This window comes from Paraburkholderia sp. J69-1, from assembly GCF_905220255.1.
In the GTDB taxonomy this organism is placed as follows: Bacteria; Pseudomonadota; Gammaproteobacteria; order Burkholderiales; family Burkholderiaceae; genus Paraburkholderia.
Genome location: NZ_CAJMZG010000020.1, coordinates 95,484 through 111,902, shown reverse-complemented (window position 1 = coordinate 111,902; position 16,419 = coordinate 95,484). Strand labels below are relative to the sequence as shown.

Below are 16,419 nucleotides of genomic sequence, written 5' to 3'. Positions count from 1 at the left end.
CCGGCGGCGCGCGGGTTCGCCATGCCACGCGCACAGGACTTCGATGAGCACGCCCAGCGTCTATGAATCGGCCTTTCTCGCCGCGCCGTTTGGCGCCTTCCTGTGCCGGCCCGATGGCGTGTTCGCGCGCGTCAACGCGGCCTATGAGCAGTTGACCGGTTACAGCGAGCAGGATCTGATCGGCCAGCGCAAATTCCTCGCGCTGCACGACCCCGCCGAACTGATCCGCCGTGTCGGGCCCGTGCCCGCCACCAGCGCGGGCGCGCTCGCGCAGTTTCGCGGCGAGTGGTCCTATGTGCGCCGCAACGGCACGCGCGTGCCGGTGTCGCTGGCGATGGCGCCGCTCACGGGCGCGCTGGAAGAGCGTTACGCCGGCCACTACATCGGCATCGCCGTGGACACCTCGCGACACGCGCAAAATGAGGCGCGGCTCTGGTACGTCTCCAATCACGACAGCGCCACGCGTCTGCCCAATCGCGAGCTATTTCTCGAACGTCTCGATCTGCTGCTCGCGCGCAGCCGCCGCAGCGGCGAGCCGCTCACGGTGCTCGTCATCGAAATCGACGATCTGCAGAAAACGCGCGAAGCGCTCGGCCCCGAAGGCGCAGATCTCGCGCTCGAATACGCGGGCGCGCGGCTGCGCCGGCTCGCGCAGGCGCACTGCGGCGACAGTCCGATGGGTTTCATCGGCGGCGATCAGTTCGCCATGGCCTTGCCGGGCCGCGGCGACGAAGCCGGCCAGGTCGCGCAGGCGCTGATCGACGCCTTCGCGCAAGGCGACGAATCCGTCCGGCCCGAGCCGGCCGAACGCGCGCCGGGACGGCGCAGCGCGGCGGCGAGCATGAGCATCGGCACCGCGCGTCATCCCGCCGATGGCGACGATGCCGCCACGCTCGTGCGCCGCGCCAGCGTCGCCGTGTCCGAGGCGCGCCGCAGCGGGCGCGCCCAGGTGCGCCGCTTCGCGCGCGCGCAGGAGCAGCGCGCCACGCGACAATTCGAACTCGAAAGCGCGCTGCGTCATGCACTCGACGCGCGCGAGCTTTTCCTGATGTATCAGCCGCGCGTTTCGCTGCAAACCGGCGTCATCATGCAATCCGAGGCGCTGCTGCGCTGGCGTCATCCCGTTCACGGGCTCGTGAGCCCCGCCGAATTCATCCCCATCGCCGAAGAGGCTTCGCTGATCGACACGATCGGCGCCTGGGCGATGTCGACAGCGTGTCGCGAAACCGGTCAGTTGCAGCGCCTCGCACGCATCTTGCCGAAGGTGGCGGTCAACGTGTCGCCGCAGCAGTTCGTCAATCCGCGCTTCACCGCGCAGGTCGAGGCGGCGCTGGAGCGCGCCGCGCTCGCGCCCGACCAGCTCGAAATCGAGATCACCGAAAGCATGCTGCTCGCCGATGCCGGGCGCACCGTGCAGACGCTGCGTGCAGTGCGCGCGCTGGGCATCGAGGTGGCCGTGGACGATTTCGGCACCGGTTATTCGAACCTTGGCTGGCTCGCGAGTCTGCCGCTCAACCGGCTCAAGATCGACCGCTCGTTCGTGACGAAGATGGCCACGGACCCGCGCAGCGATGCGCTGGTGGGCGCGATCATCCAGATGGCGCACGCGCTGGAACTCAAGGTGACGGCAGAAGGTATCGAAACGGCCGAACAGGCCCAGCGTCTGCGCGAGCTGGGTTGCGACGAGGCGCAAGGGTTCTGGTTTTCGCGGCCCGTTTCGCTGCAGGCCTTGCGCACGTTGCTGGCGCCGGTGTCGCGCTTGCTTGCCGATGGGACGCGCGCGGCATGATACGTCGCTTGATGGGCACCGGCGCGTGCCCGCCTTTCACTTCGACTGCATCATCCCCGACCAGACGATTTCCAGTTCCACCGCGATCGAGCGCGCAAGGCCGTCCAGCCCCGGAAACAGCGACGCATTCGTGATGTTCATCCGGTAAAGCCACTTCATTGCATCCATGCGGATGCGCGCGGGCAGCACGATCTGATGCAGCAGTTCTTCGTTGGTTTCGTACCCGTCGAGAATCGCCTGCAACGGCCGGTCGATCACGCCCGGCACGACAAAAGTGCCCGACTGCGCGACCAGCCGGTCGTCCATTTCCGAAGGCTCGCCCGACCAGATAATTTCGTTCGTATTGCAGAAGAAATAGCGCTCGAAATGCCCAGGCGCACGCGGATCGATCACATCGCGCGTGAGCGCCGGATCGCTCTTCGGACGCGCGCGATTATTCCACAGCGCAGGCGTATTGAGCGCATAGACGGCGGCGTCGCCGGTCGCGCGTTCGAGCGCAAAAAAGGCTGCAACGAAGGGACTTTTCGTGAAGTCGAGCAAACGCGTGGGCGCGCCGTGGTGCTGCATTAGCGCGAGGCAGCGCAGATCGTCGGCGAGGATGTCGGGACGCGCGAGAAAGTTGTGCGCCTTGCGGCGGAATACGCGGATCGCGCGCTCTTCGCGCACGCGCCATTCGCTGTGGTCGTCCACGTAGTCGCGCATATAACGCGAGAGCGAGCTTTCGAGCCGCCATTGGGCATTCTGCTGCCCACGAAACGCCCAGCCGTCGAGCTGGGTCGTCAGCTCCATGAACTGGTTCCAGTCGGTGAGTTCGGTGGTCTGCATGCGTCTATCTCCCGGCGACGGTTGCCGCGCGCGAGCGGAGGTCGATCCGCCCGCCGCGCCGCGCTAACCGCGCCTTAACGTCAGACAAACTATCACACCGACGGTTACATCGTGAAGTCCGCGCCCGCTTTATGCAGCGGCGCGGCGCGCCAGCGGTTCGACCGACACGCGGCTCACCCACGCGAGCGCCGCAAGGCTGATCGTGGCCGTGAGGATCAGGTAGTAGCTCGGCGCGCTGTTATCGCCGGTCGCGCCCAGCAGCCAGGTGACGATGGCGGGCGTAAAACCGCCGAACACCGTCACGCCGACGTTATAGCCAATCGCCATGCCCGTCGCGCGCGTGGCGGCCGGAAAGATCTCGGCCATCAACGCAGGCAAAGCGCCAAAGTAGATCGACTTGAGCAGCGCGAGCCAGGCGATCAGCACGAAGAGCGGCATCGCGCCGCCTTGCGACGTCGCCCATGCGAAGCCCGGGTAAGCGGTGATCGCGAACAGCAGGGCCACCCAGGTCATCTGGCGACGTCGGCCGATGCGGTCCGAAAGATGTCCCGCAAAAGGCGTGACCACCGTGAGTATCACGCCGCCCACCATGGTGGCCGCGAAGCCCGTGGCCGCGCCCAGATGCAGATCGCGGATCGCGAACGTCGGCACGTATTGCAGCAGATAATTCACGGCCGTCGAAACCGTCAGCAATCCGATCGAGGTGAGCACGAGCCGCTTCTGCTTTGCGAACACTTCGCGCACGGGCGATTCGGTGCGCGCCGCCTGCGTGAAGTCTTCGGCATCTTCGATAAAGCGGCGCAGATAAAGCCCCACCGGGCCGATCAACAGACCGAAGAAGAACGGCAGCCGCCAGCCCCACGCGGCCAGATCGGCGGGCGCCATCGCCTTGGCCAGACCATAGCCGAACGAGGCCGCCAGCAGCGTCGCCAGTCCTTGCGTGGCGAACTGCCAGCTGGCGATAAAGCCGCGCCGGTGCGGGGCGTGTTCGATCAGCATCGCCGTCGATGCGCCAAACTCGCCGCCCGCCGAAAAGCCCTGGATCAGGCGCGCCGCCAGCACCGCAAGCGGCGCGGCCATGCCGATCGCGGCATAGTCCGGCACCAGCGCGATGATCGCCGTGCCCACCATCATCAGGCTCACGGACAGCATCAGCGCGGCCTTGCGCCCGCGCCGGTCGGCGTAGGCGCCCAGCACCATGCCGCCCAGCGGACGCACCAGATACGAAGCGCCGAACGCGCCGAAGGTCAGCAGCAGCGAAGCCGTCTCGCTGGCCGCCGGAAAGAAGTGCTTGCCGATAAACACCGCAAAAAAGCCGTAAATCGCGATGTCGAACCATTCGAGCGCATTGCCCGCCGATGTCGCGACAACGATCTGCGTCAGGCTGGGCCGCTTTTTACCGGCGTGCGTGGATGCCGTGGTCATGATGGTCTTCCTCGTCTGCGTGCTCGACTAACTACGGGTGGCGAGGGTGGCCATGCGCGCGGCATCGTCGCCCAGGTCGTACCAGAGGCCCGCCATCACGGCGAGCGCCTCGCGCGCGACGCTGCCCAGCAGATGCTCGTTGGGCGCGTGCTGCGCGCAGGCCGGATACGAATGCGGCACCCACAGCGTGGGCAGGCCAAGCGTTTCGGCGAACACGTCGTTGGGCACCGTGCCGCCCAGATTCGGCAGCAGCGCGGGCTTTTTGTCCGTGCTCGCGCGCAGCGATTCGAGCGCCCAGCGCACCCACGCGTCGTCCGGGTCGAGGCGCGTGGCGGCGGCGGTCTGCGTGACCCGCGCCTCGACTTCGCTAAAGCCTAGCCGCGCAAAATGCGCCTGCAGATGCTCGCCCACGCGCTGATAATCGGTGCCCACCACGAAGCGCAACTGGCACACCGCATGGGCGCGCGGCGGGATCGCGTTGACGGGCGCGTCGGGATTGCCGGCCTTGAAGGCCAGCACTTCGAGCGTATTCCAGCCGATCACACGTTCCGTGGGCGTGAGGCCCGGCTCGCCCCAATCGGCATCGACGGCGGGCGCGTTTTCGTCGCCGCCCAGTTCGATGTCGGCGAGCGCGGCGCGCACGCTCGCGGGAATCGGCGGCGGACGCAGGCCTTCCACGGCAATCGCGCCGTGCCGGTCCACGAGACTGGCGATGGCATGCGAGAGCACGATGGCCGGATTGCGCAGCGCACCACCCCAGTTGCCCGAGTGATGCGCGCCGTCGCGCAGATCGACGCGCAACTCAAATGTCACGCCGCCGCGCGAGCCGAGAAACAGCGTCGGGCGCTCCGCGCTCACACGCGGGCCGTCCGAGGCGATAAAGACATCGGCGGCCAGCGCGTCGCGCTCGGCGGCGCAGACTTCGTTCAGACCCGGCGAGCCGATTTCCTCGCCAGTCTCGAAGATCACCTTCACGTTGTAGCCCAGCCGGCCGCCGCGCGTGGCCAGCACCGCCGCCAGCGCCGCGAAGTTCACCGAATGCTGGCCTTTGTTGTCGGCGGTGCCGCGTCCGTACCAGCGGTCGCCTTCCACGCGGATTTCCCACGGCTTCAGGCCATCGCGCCATTGTTCGTCGTAACCGCGCACCACGTCGCCGTGGCCGTAGGTCAGCACGGTCGGCAGCGCGGGATCTTCGATACGCTCGGCGATCAGAAACGGCGCGCGCGCGTTGACCGGGTTGGCAGCCAACCGGCTCGTGAAGCCAAGCGCCGCCAGTTCGGGCGCGATTTCGTCGCTCAGATAGGCGGCCAGCGCCTCGGCCTGCGCCGGGTTCTGGCTCTCCGAGCGCACCGCCACGCGGCGTTCGAGCGCTTGCAGGAATGCGCCCGAATCGAAGTGCTCAAGCGCGGCGGCAATGGCCTGCTGGCGCGTGGCAAGGGGTTGCTCGGCGATTTCTCGGGTCTCAAGGGTCTCAAGCACGCTCACGGGGTCTCCTGGGTCTTGCGGATGAGGAAGTTAAACCCAGTCTATGAACGCCAAAAATTCGCAACAATTTCAAATTTTGCGGATAGCATTGCCAAAACGGCAACGCAGATTCAGGAGACCCCTAGACCATGCTGCACGGCATCGCCCTGCGCTACTTCATCGAAGTGGCGCGCACCGGCTCGCTCGCGGCCGCTTCGCAGACGCTGCACGTGGCCGTTTCGGCCATCAGCCGGCAGATCGCCAAACTGGAGGAGGACGTGGGCACGCCGCTGTTCGAGCGCATGCCGCGCGGCATGGTGCTGACCGAATCGGGCGAGCGCCTTGCCGCCCACGCGCGCCGCGCGCTGCTCGAAGGCGATGCGGTGCTCGCCGAAATCGCCGCCAGCAAGGCGCTGGGGCGCGGCATCGTGCGCATCGGCTGCACCGAGGGTTTTACGCGCTCGTTTCTGCCCGGCGTGCTCGCGCGCCATCACGCCGCCGTGCCGCATGTGCATTTCATGCTGCGTTCGGGCGCGCCCGCGCAGGTCGAGCATTGGGTGGCATCGGGCGAAGTCGATCTGGGCGTGTCGTTCTCGGGCGGCGATCCCGCGAAGGTGAGCGTGGAATACAGCGCGCAGGCGGGCGTGTGCGCGCTGCTCGATCCCGCGCATCCGCTCGCACAGCAGGACACGCTCACGCTCGCCGATCTCGCGGCGTATCCCGTGGCGCTGCTCGAACGCGGCAACACGGCGCGCCAGTTGATCGACGCCTGCTGCGCGCGTCAGGGTATCGAACTGAACGCGATTCTCACGAGCAACAACTCCAGCGCGCTGCATGCCTTCGCCGCGCTCGCGGGCGCGATCACGCTGGGTAGCAAGCTTTCGCTCGCGGGCCTCAGCCATCGCGCCGATGAACTCGCGCTCGTCGCGCGTCCCATCGACGAACCCGAGTTACGCCAGCGCAGCCTCTACGTGACGACGATGCGCGACCGGCGCCTGTCGTCGGCGATCGACAGTGTGCTCAGGGCGCTGATCGAGGAGATCGAGACGTCCGGGCTGGGCAACGTGGACGCCTGAGCGCAGGCCGGCAACGCGAGCGCCCTATACTGGGAAGGCTTGCGCACACCGCGCCGCCCTGCCTCGCGAGGCCCCTATGCCAACGACACCCTCCACGGGCCGACTGGATCAGAACGGTCAGCCGATTCACACTGGTCGGATCATTGTGATTAGCGGGCCGCCCGGCAGCGGCAAGACAGCGGTCACCAAAGCGCTGATCCCGCTCCTGCCGCAACCCGTGGCCTGCATCGAAGGCGACCGCTTCTGGAAGTTCATCGTCAAACCCGACGCACGCGAGCGCCACGACAACTTCCGCACGATCATCCGTTCGATGACCGCGGCCTGCCTGCCGTTCGCGCGCTCCGACTTTCAGGTGGTTTTGGACTTCTCGATCCCGCCCGCGATGCTCGACACGCTGCGCACCATCGTCAAGGACATCCCCTTGCATTATGTGTTGCTGCGTCCGGGGATCGAAACCTGCGCGCTGCGGGCATCCCGACGCGATGCGGGCAAGATCGGCGATTACGAAACGCTGCGTGGCTTCTACACGCTTTTTGCAGGCGAAGCGGCAAATCACGCGATCAGCGATGAATCCGCAACGCCCGATGCCATTGCCGCGCACATTGTCAGTGGCCTGGCGGCAGGCACATTCAAGCGCTAACGCCACCTTTGGCGATTTCGTTGCACGCGCAACTTTCAGCCATTGCGCATATCAATCGGCTTACACAATCCTCTGACGAATAACGCATTCTCCAGCCCAATCAAAAAGCTCGTTCGCCGGGCATTCCCTGGCTTCAGATCGTCGTCCAGCGCGCCGATAAACATGGCGGGAAAGGTGGGTCTCACCGCCTTGCGCCATGAAACAGGGCTTGCCGCAAACGGCAGCCGGGCCTGGAGGAAACGGAGAACGTGAAGCGACTGTCGTTGAATCAAAAAGCGTGGAGCATCGTCGCGCTGCTGTGGATTGCCCTCGTGGTGCTGGTCGTGGCCAATGCGGTCATGACGCGCGTGGGCATGCTCGAAGACCGCAAGGGCTCGCTCGCGCAGGAGACGCAAACCGCGCTCGGCGTCATCGGCTTTTATCAGAAGGAAGCATCGCAAGGTCATCTGCCCGTCGACGATGCGAAGCGTCAGGCCATCGCCGCGTTGCGCGGCCTGCGCTACGGCGCCGATCAAAGCGGCTACTTCGGCATTTACGACAGCGCGGCCACGGCCGTGCTGGTGCCGCCCAAGCCCGAACTCGAAGGCAAGAGCCAGGCCGATATGGTCGATTCCAACGGCACGCATGTCGCGCTGGAGATCGTGAAAAGCTCGTCGGCGGGCGGCAATCATGTCAGCAGCTACGTGTGGCCCAAGCCCGGCCACAGCAGCCCGGTGGAAAAGATCACCTACGCCGATGTCGTGCCCGGCTGGGACTGGCATGTCTTCACCGGCGTCTATGTAGACGATATCGACGATGCCTTCTATGGCGCCTTGATCCGCAGTCTGTCGCTGGTCGCGCTGATTGGCGTGGCGCTCACGCTCGGCATGTTCTGGCTGATCCGCAGTATCCGCGCGAGTCTGGGCGGCGAGCCCGACTATGCCGCCGATATCTGCGAGCGCATCGCCGCTGGCGATCTCACGGCGCAGGTCCAGCTCTCGCCCGGCGACGATCGCAGCCTGCTGCACGCCATGAGCCAGATGCAGCGCCAGCTCGTGGACACGGTGCAGCGCATCCAGACGTCGGCCGAATCGATCACGACGGGCGCGCAGCAGATCGCGGCGGGCAATCAGGATCTGTCCTCGCGTACCGAAGAACAGGCCGCCTCGCTCGAAGAAACCGCTGCGAGCATGGAGCAGTTCACGGCCGCCGTGAAGCACAACACGGATAACGCGCGCCAGGGCAATACGCTGGCCGTCAATGCGTCGGATGTGGCGGCGCGCGGCGGCGAAGTCGTGCGCCGCGTCGTGACCACGATGCACGGCATCGCCGATACGTCGCAGCGCGTCGAGCAGATCATCGGCGTGATCGACGGAATTGCCTTTCAGACCAATATTCTCGCGCTGAATGCTGCCGTCGAAGCCGCGCGCGCAGGCGAACAGGGCCGTGGATTCGCGGTCGTGGCCGGCGAAGTGCGCACGCTCGCGCAGCGTAGCGCGAGCGCCGCGAAGGAGATCAAGGATCTGATCGGGCAGTCGGTGGTGCAGGTGGCGGAAGGCTCGAAGCTCGTCGACGAAGCAGGCGCGACGATCGACGAAGTCGTGCAGTCCGCGCGCCGCGTCGCCGATCTGATGGGTGAGATCGCCGCAGCGTCCGAAGAGCAGCACACGGGCATCGAGCAGGTCAATCGCGCCGTCGCGCAGATGGATGAGGTGACGCAGCAGAACGCGGCGCTCGTGGAAGAAGCTTCGGCGGCGGCGCAGTCGATGGCTGTGCAGTCGAGTGGCCTGCGCGATGTGGTGGCGGTGTTCAGGATCGGCGCACAATCGACGTTGCAGTCGGTCGTGCAAGCAGCGGATACATCGCGCAAGACCCAGCCGATGAAACCTGCGCCCGTGAAAGCCGCGCAACGCGCGTCTGCGCCAGCACGCAAATCCACGCTGAAGCCCGCGAGCAAACCCATGCCGAAGGCAACCGCACCGGCGCCAGCGCCCTCGCCGGTACTCGCTACGGCAGGCAACGACCAGGACTGGGAAACGTTCTAACGCACCAATGCGTTAAAGCACCAACGAAAAGGGCGCACCGTGGTGCGCCCTTCATCGTTTCGATCAGCCTCGTTGCTGCCGCAACCACTGCGCATAGGTCACGAGGCCCGGCGCCAGTTCGACGCCTTCGATGCGCGTCCAGCTCGTATAGACATCCTGGGTGCCCGGCACCGGCTGCGGCGTGGCAAACTCCACGCGCGCCATGCCCGGCCGGTAAGCCTCGTTCGGCCAGAACACCGGCATGATGCGGCGCCCTTCCATTTCGTCACGCAAGGCGGCGGGACCGCCTTCGTCGGTGACCACATCGCATTGCGCGTCCCAGTCGTGCGCGTCCCACGCGAGGAACACGCCCGCGTTGCCTTGCGCGTCGAAGGTCAGCACCGCGTTCTGCTCGGGCCGCCAGTAGTATTCGACGATGCGCTCGCGCTGCGCCAGCGTATGCAGCACTTCGCTCGTGCGGCGGTCGGCATAGACCGCGCCCACGCCATGCACGCCGATATGGCCGTGCTGCGCGCAGAACTTCTGCTGCGCGTTGGCCAGCGCCTGCGCCAGCTTGCGCGTCATCTGCGGGTCCGACTTCTTGACGTAAAAATGAATCAGCCCGGCGTTGAAAGCGTCGACGGCGTGCGATTCATCGGCGGTGCCGGTCAGCAGAATGCGCGTGCAGTTCGCGTCTTTCACCGACGCGAGAAATTCCAGCCCGTCCTGCCCCGGCATGTCGTAGTCCACCACGATGGCGGCCACGTCTTCGAAGCGCGTGGCGTCCGCCATCGCGTCCTGACCTAGCGCATTGCCGCCCTTCTTCTCGAACTCCGACCACGCCGCGCCCGACATCGGGCTCTGGCGCGCGGCGCGCGTGCCAGCCGATTCGATGAACGCACGCGCCTCGTCCTGCGAGGTGAAGAAGTGATGCGTGGGCGCCTGCGGGAAAAGCCCGCGCAGGGCGTGAAGAAAATCCGCGCTGTCGTCGAGAAAGACCACGGATACGGGGTAAAAAACCGGCTGCCTGACGATCGAACTCATGTATATGCCTCGGTGCTCGCGAAGCCCGCGAAACCATTGATCAGTGCCCCGCACAGCAGAACACGCGCAACGCATCGCAACGCTATCGCTGCCAGATTATGCGGCCTCGGGCCAGGCTCGGCAACCGTTGACCCACGGGTGTTGCGGGCAAACGCACAGACAGCGCAACCCAGGCTTATGCGCGAAATCGTTTGCGAGCACGCACGGTGCCGCAGGATGCACCGGCATGTGGCAAACGCGGTTTTGGCGGCCAGGTAACACGCACAGAATTGGGGGCATGTCTTCGGACATTCGAAGGCATGCGCGACCGCCGCCAGCGGTCAACTCATATGGAGTTCATCCAATGAATGCTCGTGAATCGATCCCCGCAGTGCTCTCCCGTGGCGCCAACGGCTTTGCCGACGAAATCATGGCCGCCACGCCTCCCAAGACGTTCCATCATGTCATCGATATTTACCTCAAGGACTCCAATGCCTTCATGAACACGTATTTCGCCCGCTATTTCGAGTGGCAGGGCATTTGCCGCGAACGCTGGTTCCACGAATGTATCCATAACAACCTGCTCGCGGCAGGCGGCGTCTTCGTCACGAAGCGCGCGCACCAGGAGTATGTGCAAGAGACGTTTCCGTTCCAGCGCGTCGATTGCTACATGAACACCTTCCAGGTGCGGCAATGCTCGGCTTATCTCGTGTTTCGTTTTTGCGTGGACGGGCGCCCCGTTTCGCTCGGCTACCAGCAGATTCTCTTTGCCGGTACCGACAAGCGGATTCGCCGCTTCCCGCCGGGGATCGTCGAGCGCGTCAAGGAATATGAAATCGTGCTGCCGACGAGCGTCCGTTAAGGGCATCGTCCACAAAACGATCCAGACGCGAACCCTGGGACGAAGCCCGGCATTGGCCCGAAGTTGACGCGATGTTGACTCGAAGTTGACGCAATGTTGACTTGAAACCGATTCATCGCTGGATCAGGCCAGCGCCGCTTCAACCCGCGTAGTCCTGCCCCGCCGTCCATCGGCGGGGCTTCCCCGGCGTGTCCTGGATTGCACGATCCGCGGACGAGCCCGGCTCCGGCAGATACAGCGTAAAAGTGGTGGCCACGCCCTGCACCGATTCGCACGCGATCGCCCCGCCCAGCGCGTCGGCCACGCGGCGGCAGAACGCGAGGCCCATGCCCGCGCCCTTACCATGCGACTTGGTCGAATAGAACGGCTCGAAGATGCGCGGCAGCACGTCGGCGGGAATGCCCGGCCCGGTGTCGGTGAAACGCAGCACGCAATAGCCGTTTTCGCTGGCCGTGTCGATTTCCACCGCGCCCTTGCCGCTCGCGTGAATCGCAAAGAGCGCGTTCTTGAGCAGGTTGAACAGCACGAACACCACCAGCGAATCCGAGCCCGAAAAGCTCAGCAGCGGATCGATCGGCAAGACGGTGACCAGTTCGCGCTCGCCCGGGCGGAACGGAAAGCGTTCGAGCGCCGCGTTCACGCAGGAGCGGATCGGATACGCCTCGAAGCTGCGCCGGTCGAGCCGGTCGAGCGTAAACGACGCCAGCGACATCTCGACCACCGTGCTGGTGCTATCGACCTGCCGCCGTATCGACGAGGCCAGCGAGGTAATGCGCTCCGTCTGCCCCGGATAGAGGCCATCGACGCAGAGCTGATGCTGCACGGCCAGCTGATAACCGCGCATGAGTTCGGGCAGCACATTGCCGATTTCCTCGGCATGCATGCCGATGGCTGCAAGCGGCGTGGCCACTTCATGCGCGACCGTAGCCGCGATCAGATACGGGCGCATCAGCCCGTAACGCACGATAGTGACGGCCAGAATCCCCAGGCTCACGGCGATGAACACCGCGCCCACCGGATAGAACGCGATGCCGTAATTCACGGCGTAATCGCTCGCGGCCACGCCGTAAATGGCCAGGCTCAGCAGACACAGATCGAGCAGACGGCGGCGGTCGCGCGCCTGGGTCTGGCCGCGCGCCACAAACAGCACCCAGCCGCTGCGCAATGCGAGCAGCACGGTCTGCGCCACGTGGACGGGATGCAGCAGGCCCGCATGCGGATATCGGCCGAAGAAAAATGTGCCGTAACCGGAGACGACTTCGTCGCTCACGATCAGCAACATCGCGAGCACGAGACTCAGGCCATACGAGGCGATCAGAAAAGGCCGCTCGCTGCGCCGCGCGCTGACTTCGATATTGAAGTGGTAATACGTCGTGGGCAGAAACAGGATGAACAGATAGCCGAACTTGACGAGCACTTCGGCCAGTTCGGGATCGGGCGTCTGGAACAGGAATGCCCAGGTGCCTTGCCAGACGAAGGTGGTCGCGCACATCAAGGCGAACGGCACCGAAAGGCGCGACACGCCTTCCGTCAGGAGCACGTACACGCCGAACCCGAGAAACAACGCGGATACGAACGCGGGCAAGATCGAATACATAATGTGTCGCGTGGATTCTTGTTTTCACCGCCCGGCGCGTGGCGTCGACGCGCCGGCACTGCCTGCTGGTCTGCGGCGCCTGATACCTCAGATGCGCCAGATCTTCGTGAGATCGTCCCCTGCGCAACCTTCGCGCCCGAATCGCCCTTGCGGGCCGCTTCGACATGGACGCGTCGTGTAGGACAAGGTTGCCGCATGCCCCCATTCAGGGCGGCCCCGTGCGGCGCTCGATTGTTTTTGACTCCGTGAAAGGGTTCTGAATTCCTTCAGGACTCTTGCGCGGTTTTGCCGTCGATAGGTTCGATGCGGCAACATTCGCGCACCTGTTCGCATGCTTTCTGCATCGCTTGCGCAACCGGGCAATCCGTGGTTCAGATTATCGCCGGGATCGCCGATGCTTGTCCTGAAAATTGCCCGCTAACAACGCTTTCATGCCAGACGAATCGGCTATTGCTGGGCCAGATCAAGCAATCCGCATACCGGGCTCTTTTTCACGCCTGAACGGGCTCCGCCGACGGCCCGCCAAAGCGGCGTCGATACTCGGCCGGCGACACGCCAACATGCTTGATGAATGCGCGCCGCAAGGTGTCCGCGTTTGCGAACCCGCAACGCGCGGCCACGCGTTTGGGCGCTTCGGCCTCGGTTTCGAGCAGCGCGCGCGCCGCGTCGACGCGCACCGCTTCCACCCACGCGGCCGGCGTGAGTCCGACCTCGGCCTGAAACAGGCGGGCGAAATGGCGCGGACTCAGGCCCACGCGTTCGGCCAGATCCGGCACGCGATGCGCGAGCGCCGGATTCGCCGCCACCCAGCGCTGCACTTCCTGAAGCGCCGAGCGCCCCGCCGGGCGCGTCTCGCCCTTGCGGCTGAATTGCAACTGTCCGCCGGGGCGCTTGAAAAACATCACCAGTTGGCTCGCGACCTGCATGGCGATCTCGCGCCCCAGATCTTCCTCGACGAGCGCCAGCGCCAGATCGAGCCCCGCGGTCACGCCCGCGGCCGTGCGCAGTTTGCCATCGCGCACGTAGAGCGAATCGGCCTCGATCGAGACGGTCGGGCAAACCTGCGCGAGCGCCTCCACGCTCGCCCAGTGCGTCGTCAGACGGCGCCGGTCGAGCAGGCCGCTCGCGGCCAGCGCGAACGCGCCCGTGCAGACCGAGCCGAAACGCCGCGCGCGCGCCGCGGTCGTGCGCAGCCAGTCGCGCACGCGCGGCGCGAGTTGCGCGGTGGCGGCATCGGGCGCACCGGCCACCAGCAGCGTGTCGATGCGCGCCTGCTCGTGCTCCGGCGTTTTGCCCGCGACTTCGTCCGGCAACAGCCGCACGCCCGATGAACTGCGGATCGGTCCCGGCCGACAGGCAATCACGCGCAGATCGTAGACCGTGCGGCCCGCCTCGATATTGGCCTGCGCAAAGACGTCGAGCGGGCCGCTCACATCGAGCAATTGCACGCCCGGCAACGCGAGAATGGCGATGATTTTCGGCATGGGGTCAGATCAATGAGAGGGTTTGAACTCGGCTTCGGCGTGCTTCGCGTGTGGATGGCCGAATCACGCGTCAAATGGCAGGATTCGGCGTAGTCAGTCAACTACGGACAATGCTAGCACAGGCCAGAATGGACTCCACACCACCCCGAAAGGAGCCCTGTCATGAGCCTCGATCTTTCCTCCACCGCCGTGCCGCGCCTTGCCCGCATTCCGGATAGCCAGCTCGCCCGAGAAATCACCGAATTCGTGCGCGATACCGAATCGCCCTTGCTGTTCAATCATTCGAGCCGCGTCTATCATTTCGGCGCGCTGGCCGGGCTGCATCGCGGCCTGAAGTTCGATCCCGAACTGCTTTACGCAGGCGCCATGTTCCACGATGTCGGGCTGATGCATTCGCATAGCAGCGAACACGAGCGTTTCGAAGTCGATGGCGCCAACGCCGCACGCGACTTCCTGCGCGCACGCGGCATCGATCAGCACGATGTCGATCTGGTCTGGACCGCCATCGCCCTTCACACCACGCCTGGGATTCCTCAGCATATGCATCCGGTTGTCGCGCTGGTGACGGCGGGTGTGGAGATGGATGTGCTCGGCCTCACGTATCACGAGTACAGCGATGCGGAACGCGAGGCGGTCGTGCACGCGCACCCGCGCACGGAGCATTTCAAGGAAGACATCATTCAGGCCTTCTATGACGGCATCCGCCACAAGCCCGCAACGACGTTCGGCAATGTGAAAGCCGATGTGCTCGCCGATAAGGACCCGCATTTTCACGCGGGAAATTTTTGCAGCGTGATCCGCGGGTCGGCGTGGAAAGCTTGAAGTATCGGTCCGTTGAAAGCAAAAAAGCGCGCTGGATTTCCCGGCGCGCTTTGCGTTTTACGGCTGTTTTACGGCTGTTTTTCGATGTTCTAGCTCGCCAGCTTCACCGCCGCGCGTGACTGTCTGCCTGCGATAAACATCGCCAGCACGCCACACGCCGCCAGCATCGCAAAGGAAAACGCCACCACGGAAGGCCACTGCCCGTTCTGCCAGAACCAGCCGCCCCACGATCCCAGCACGCTCGACCCCAGGTAATAGGCCAGCAGATAGAGCGACGTGGCGTGCCCCTTCGCGCCATCAGCAAGCTGGCCCACCCAGCCGCTCGCGACCGAATGCGTCGTAAAGAAGCCCACCGTCAGCACGATAATGCCGATCACCACCGGCACGATCGCATGCGCGAGCGTCAACGCCAGTCCCAGCGCCGCGACCACGACGCCGCCGATCAGAATCGGCCCGCGACCGCAGCGGTCGGCGAGCGCGCCAGCCATCGTCGCGGCGACGATACCGAACAGATAAGCGCAGAAAATCAGGCCCGTTTGCGTCTCGCTCAGATTGAACGGCGGCAGCAGCAGACGAAAGCCCGCGTAGTTGTAGATCGTCACGAAAAAGCCCATCGCGAGACAACCCGTGGCGAACACCGCAGGCAGCGTGGATGCGCCCAGATGCTTGCGCCACAGCGCGATGTGATGCGCGGGATTGAGGCTCGCGCGGCGCACGAAATTGCGCGAAGCGGGCAGCAGCACGAAGAACGCCACGGCCGCGACAATGTCGATCACGCCTATCGTCAGCATGGCGGTGCGCCACGACAGATGCTCGCTGAGCCAGCTCATGCCCACGCGCCCGACCATGCCGCCAAACGCGGTGCCGCCCACGTAAAGCCCCATCGCGAATCCCAGCCCGGTGGCGGTGATTTCTTCGGCGAGATAAGCCATGGCCACGGCGGGCACGCCGCCCAGCGCGAAACCTTCGAGTGCGCGTGCGACCAGAATGCCGTGCCAGCTGGGCTCGACGGCGGCGAGCACGTTAAAGAGCGCGGCCAGCGTCATCGACGCGAAAATCAGGCCGCGCCGCCCGAAGCGCTCGGAGAGCGCGCCCGCGCACAGAATCGACACCGCAAGAAAGCCCGTCGATAAGGACAGCGCCAGCGAGCTTTGCGCCGCGCCGATATGAAACTCATCGGCGAATACCGGCAGCAGCGGCTGCACGCAATACAGTAAGGAAAACGTAGCAAATCCGGCCAGAAACAGCGCAATGCTGATGCGGCGATAAGCAGCGGAGCCCGGGCTGACACCCACGGCGGACGATACGGAACTCATAACGGCGATGCCTCGCGGAAAATCCAGTGACGAGGCAAATTGTCCCGCCGCGCCGCTATACTGTCCAATATATGGAACCCGCTAACGCGATAC

Annotated in this window: 13 protein-coding genes; 6 read left to right on the top strand and 7 right to left on the bottom strand. The window is 65.1% G+C overall.

Annotated elements, in window-relative coordinates:
- Nucleotides 1-43 precede the first annotated feature (43 nt).
- Nucleotides 44-1,789 (top strand): putative bifunctional diguanylate cyclase/phosphodiesterase, encoded by a 1,746-nt coding sequence (locus tag U5A67_RS30155; protein ID WP_321817190.1) that lies wholly within the window; start codon nucleotides 44-46, stop codon nucleotides 1,787-1,789.
- Between the two features lie 36 nt (nucleotides 1,790-1,825).
- On the opposite strand, the gene U5A67_RS30150 is transcribed toward U5A67_RS30155, so the two are convergent.
- The 3 genes from U5A67_RS30150 to U5A67_RS30140 form a co-directional block, all read right to left on the bottom strand.
- Complete coding sequence (locus U5A67_RS30150; protein WP_205986145.1) at nucleotides 1,826-2,614, bottom strand: FRG domain-containing protein; 789 nt, start codon at nucleotides 2,612-2,614, stop codon at nucleotides 1,826-1,828.
- A gap of 129 nt (nucleotides 2,615-2,743) precedes the next feature.
- Complete coding sequence (locus U5A67_RS30145) at nucleotides 2,744-4,039, bottom strand: MFS transporter (protein WP_321817189.1); 1,296 nt, start codon at nucleotides 4,037-4,039, stop codon at nucleotides 2,744-2,746.
- Between the two features lie 27 nt (nucleotides 4,040-4,066).
- Nucleotides 4,067-5,518 carry a M20 family metallopeptidase gene (locus U5A67_RS30140; RefSeq protein WP_321817188.1) on the bottom strand — a complete coding sequence of 484 codons (1,452 nt, stop codon included), beginning with the start codon at nucleotides 5,516-5,518 and terminating at the stop codon, nucleotides 4,067-4,069.
- 134 nt (nucleotides 5,519-5,652) lie between these two features.
- Here U5A67_RS30140 and U5A67_RS30135 point away from each other — a divergent pair, with 134 nt between their 5' ends.
- From U5A67_RS30135 to U5A67_RS30125, 3 genes are all read left to right on the top strand, one after another.
- Complete coding sequence (locus tag U5A67_RS30135; RefSeq protein ID WP_321817187.1) at nucleotides 5,653-6,579, top strand: LysR family transcriptional regulator; 927 nt, start codon at nucleotides 5,653-5,655, stop codon at nucleotides 6,577-6,579.
- Nucleotides 6,580-6,655: 76 nt separating this feature from the next.
- On the top strand, nucleotides 6,656-7,219 hold the full coding sequence (locus U5A67_RS30130; protein ID WP_321817186.1) for a phosphotransferase-like protein: 564 nt from the start codon (nucleotides 6,656-6,658) through the stop codon (nucleotides 7,217-7,219).
- A gap of 248 nt (nucleotides 7,220-7,467) precedes the next feature.
- Complete coding sequence (locus tag U5A67_RS30125; RefSeq protein ID WP_321817185.1) at nucleotides 7,468-9,243, top strand: methyl-accepting chemotaxis protein; 1,776 nt, start codon at nucleotides 7,468-7,470, stop codon at nucleotides 9,241-9,243.
- A 63-nt stretch (nucleotides 9,244-9,306) separates the two neighbouring features.
- On the opposite strand, the gene U5A67_RS30120 is transcribed toward U5A67_RS30125, so the two are convergent.
- A complete protein-coding gene (locus tag U5A67_RS30120) occupies nucleotides 9,307-10,266 on the bottom strand; it encodes a response regulator (RefSeq protein WP_205986141.1) in 960 nt (319 codons plus the stop codon).
- A gap of 343 nt (nucleotides 10,267-10,609) precedes the next feature.
- Here U5A67_RS30120 and U5A67_RS30115 point away from each other — a divergent pair, with 343 nt between their 5' ends.
- Nucleotides 10,610-11,107 carry an acyl-CoA thioesterase gene (locus U5A67_RS30115; protein WP_205986153.1) on the top strand — a complete coding sequence of 166 codons (498 nt, stop codon included), beginning with the start codon at nucleotides 10,610-10,612 and terminating at the stop codon, nucleotides 11,105-11,107.
- 139 nt (nucleotides 11,108-11,246) lie between these two features.
- Here U5A67_RS30115 and U5A67_RS30110 read toward each other — a convergent pair whose 3' ends face one another.
- Nucleotides 11,247-12,704, bottom strand: coding sequence for a sensor histidine kinase (locus U5A67_RS30110; RefSeq protein ID WP_205986140.1), 1,458 nt, complete (start codon nucleotides 12,702-12,704; stop codon nucleotides 11,247-11,249).
- 491 nt (nucleotides 12,705-13,195) lie between these two features.
- Nucleotides 13,196-14,188: a GlxA family transcriptional regulator gene (locus U5A67_RS30105; protein WP_205986139.1), complete on the bottom strand. Its 993-nt coding sequence runs from the start codon at nucleotides 14,186-14,188 to the stop codon at nucleotides 13,196-13,198.
- A gap of 162 nt (nucleotides 14,189-14,350) precedes the next feature.
- Between U5A67_RS30105 and U5A67_RS30100 the strand changes: the two genes are divergently transcribed.
- A complete protein-coding gene (locus U5A67_RS30100; RefSeq protein ID WP_321817184.1) occupies nucleotides 14,351-15,010 on the top strand; it encodes an HD domain-containing protein in 660 nt (219 codons plus the stop codon).
- A gap of 89 nt (nucleotides 15,011-15,099) precedes the next feature.
- On the opposite strand, the gene U5A67_RS30095 is transcribed toward U5A67_RS30100, so the two are convergent.
- Nucleotides 15,100-16,326, bottom strand: coding sequence for an MFS transporter (locus tag U5A67_RS30095; protein ID WP_321817183.1), 1,227 nt, complete (start codon nucleotides 16,324-16,326; stop codon nucleotides 15,100-15,102).
- Between the last annotated feature and the right edge of the window lie 93 nt (nucleotides 16,327-16,419).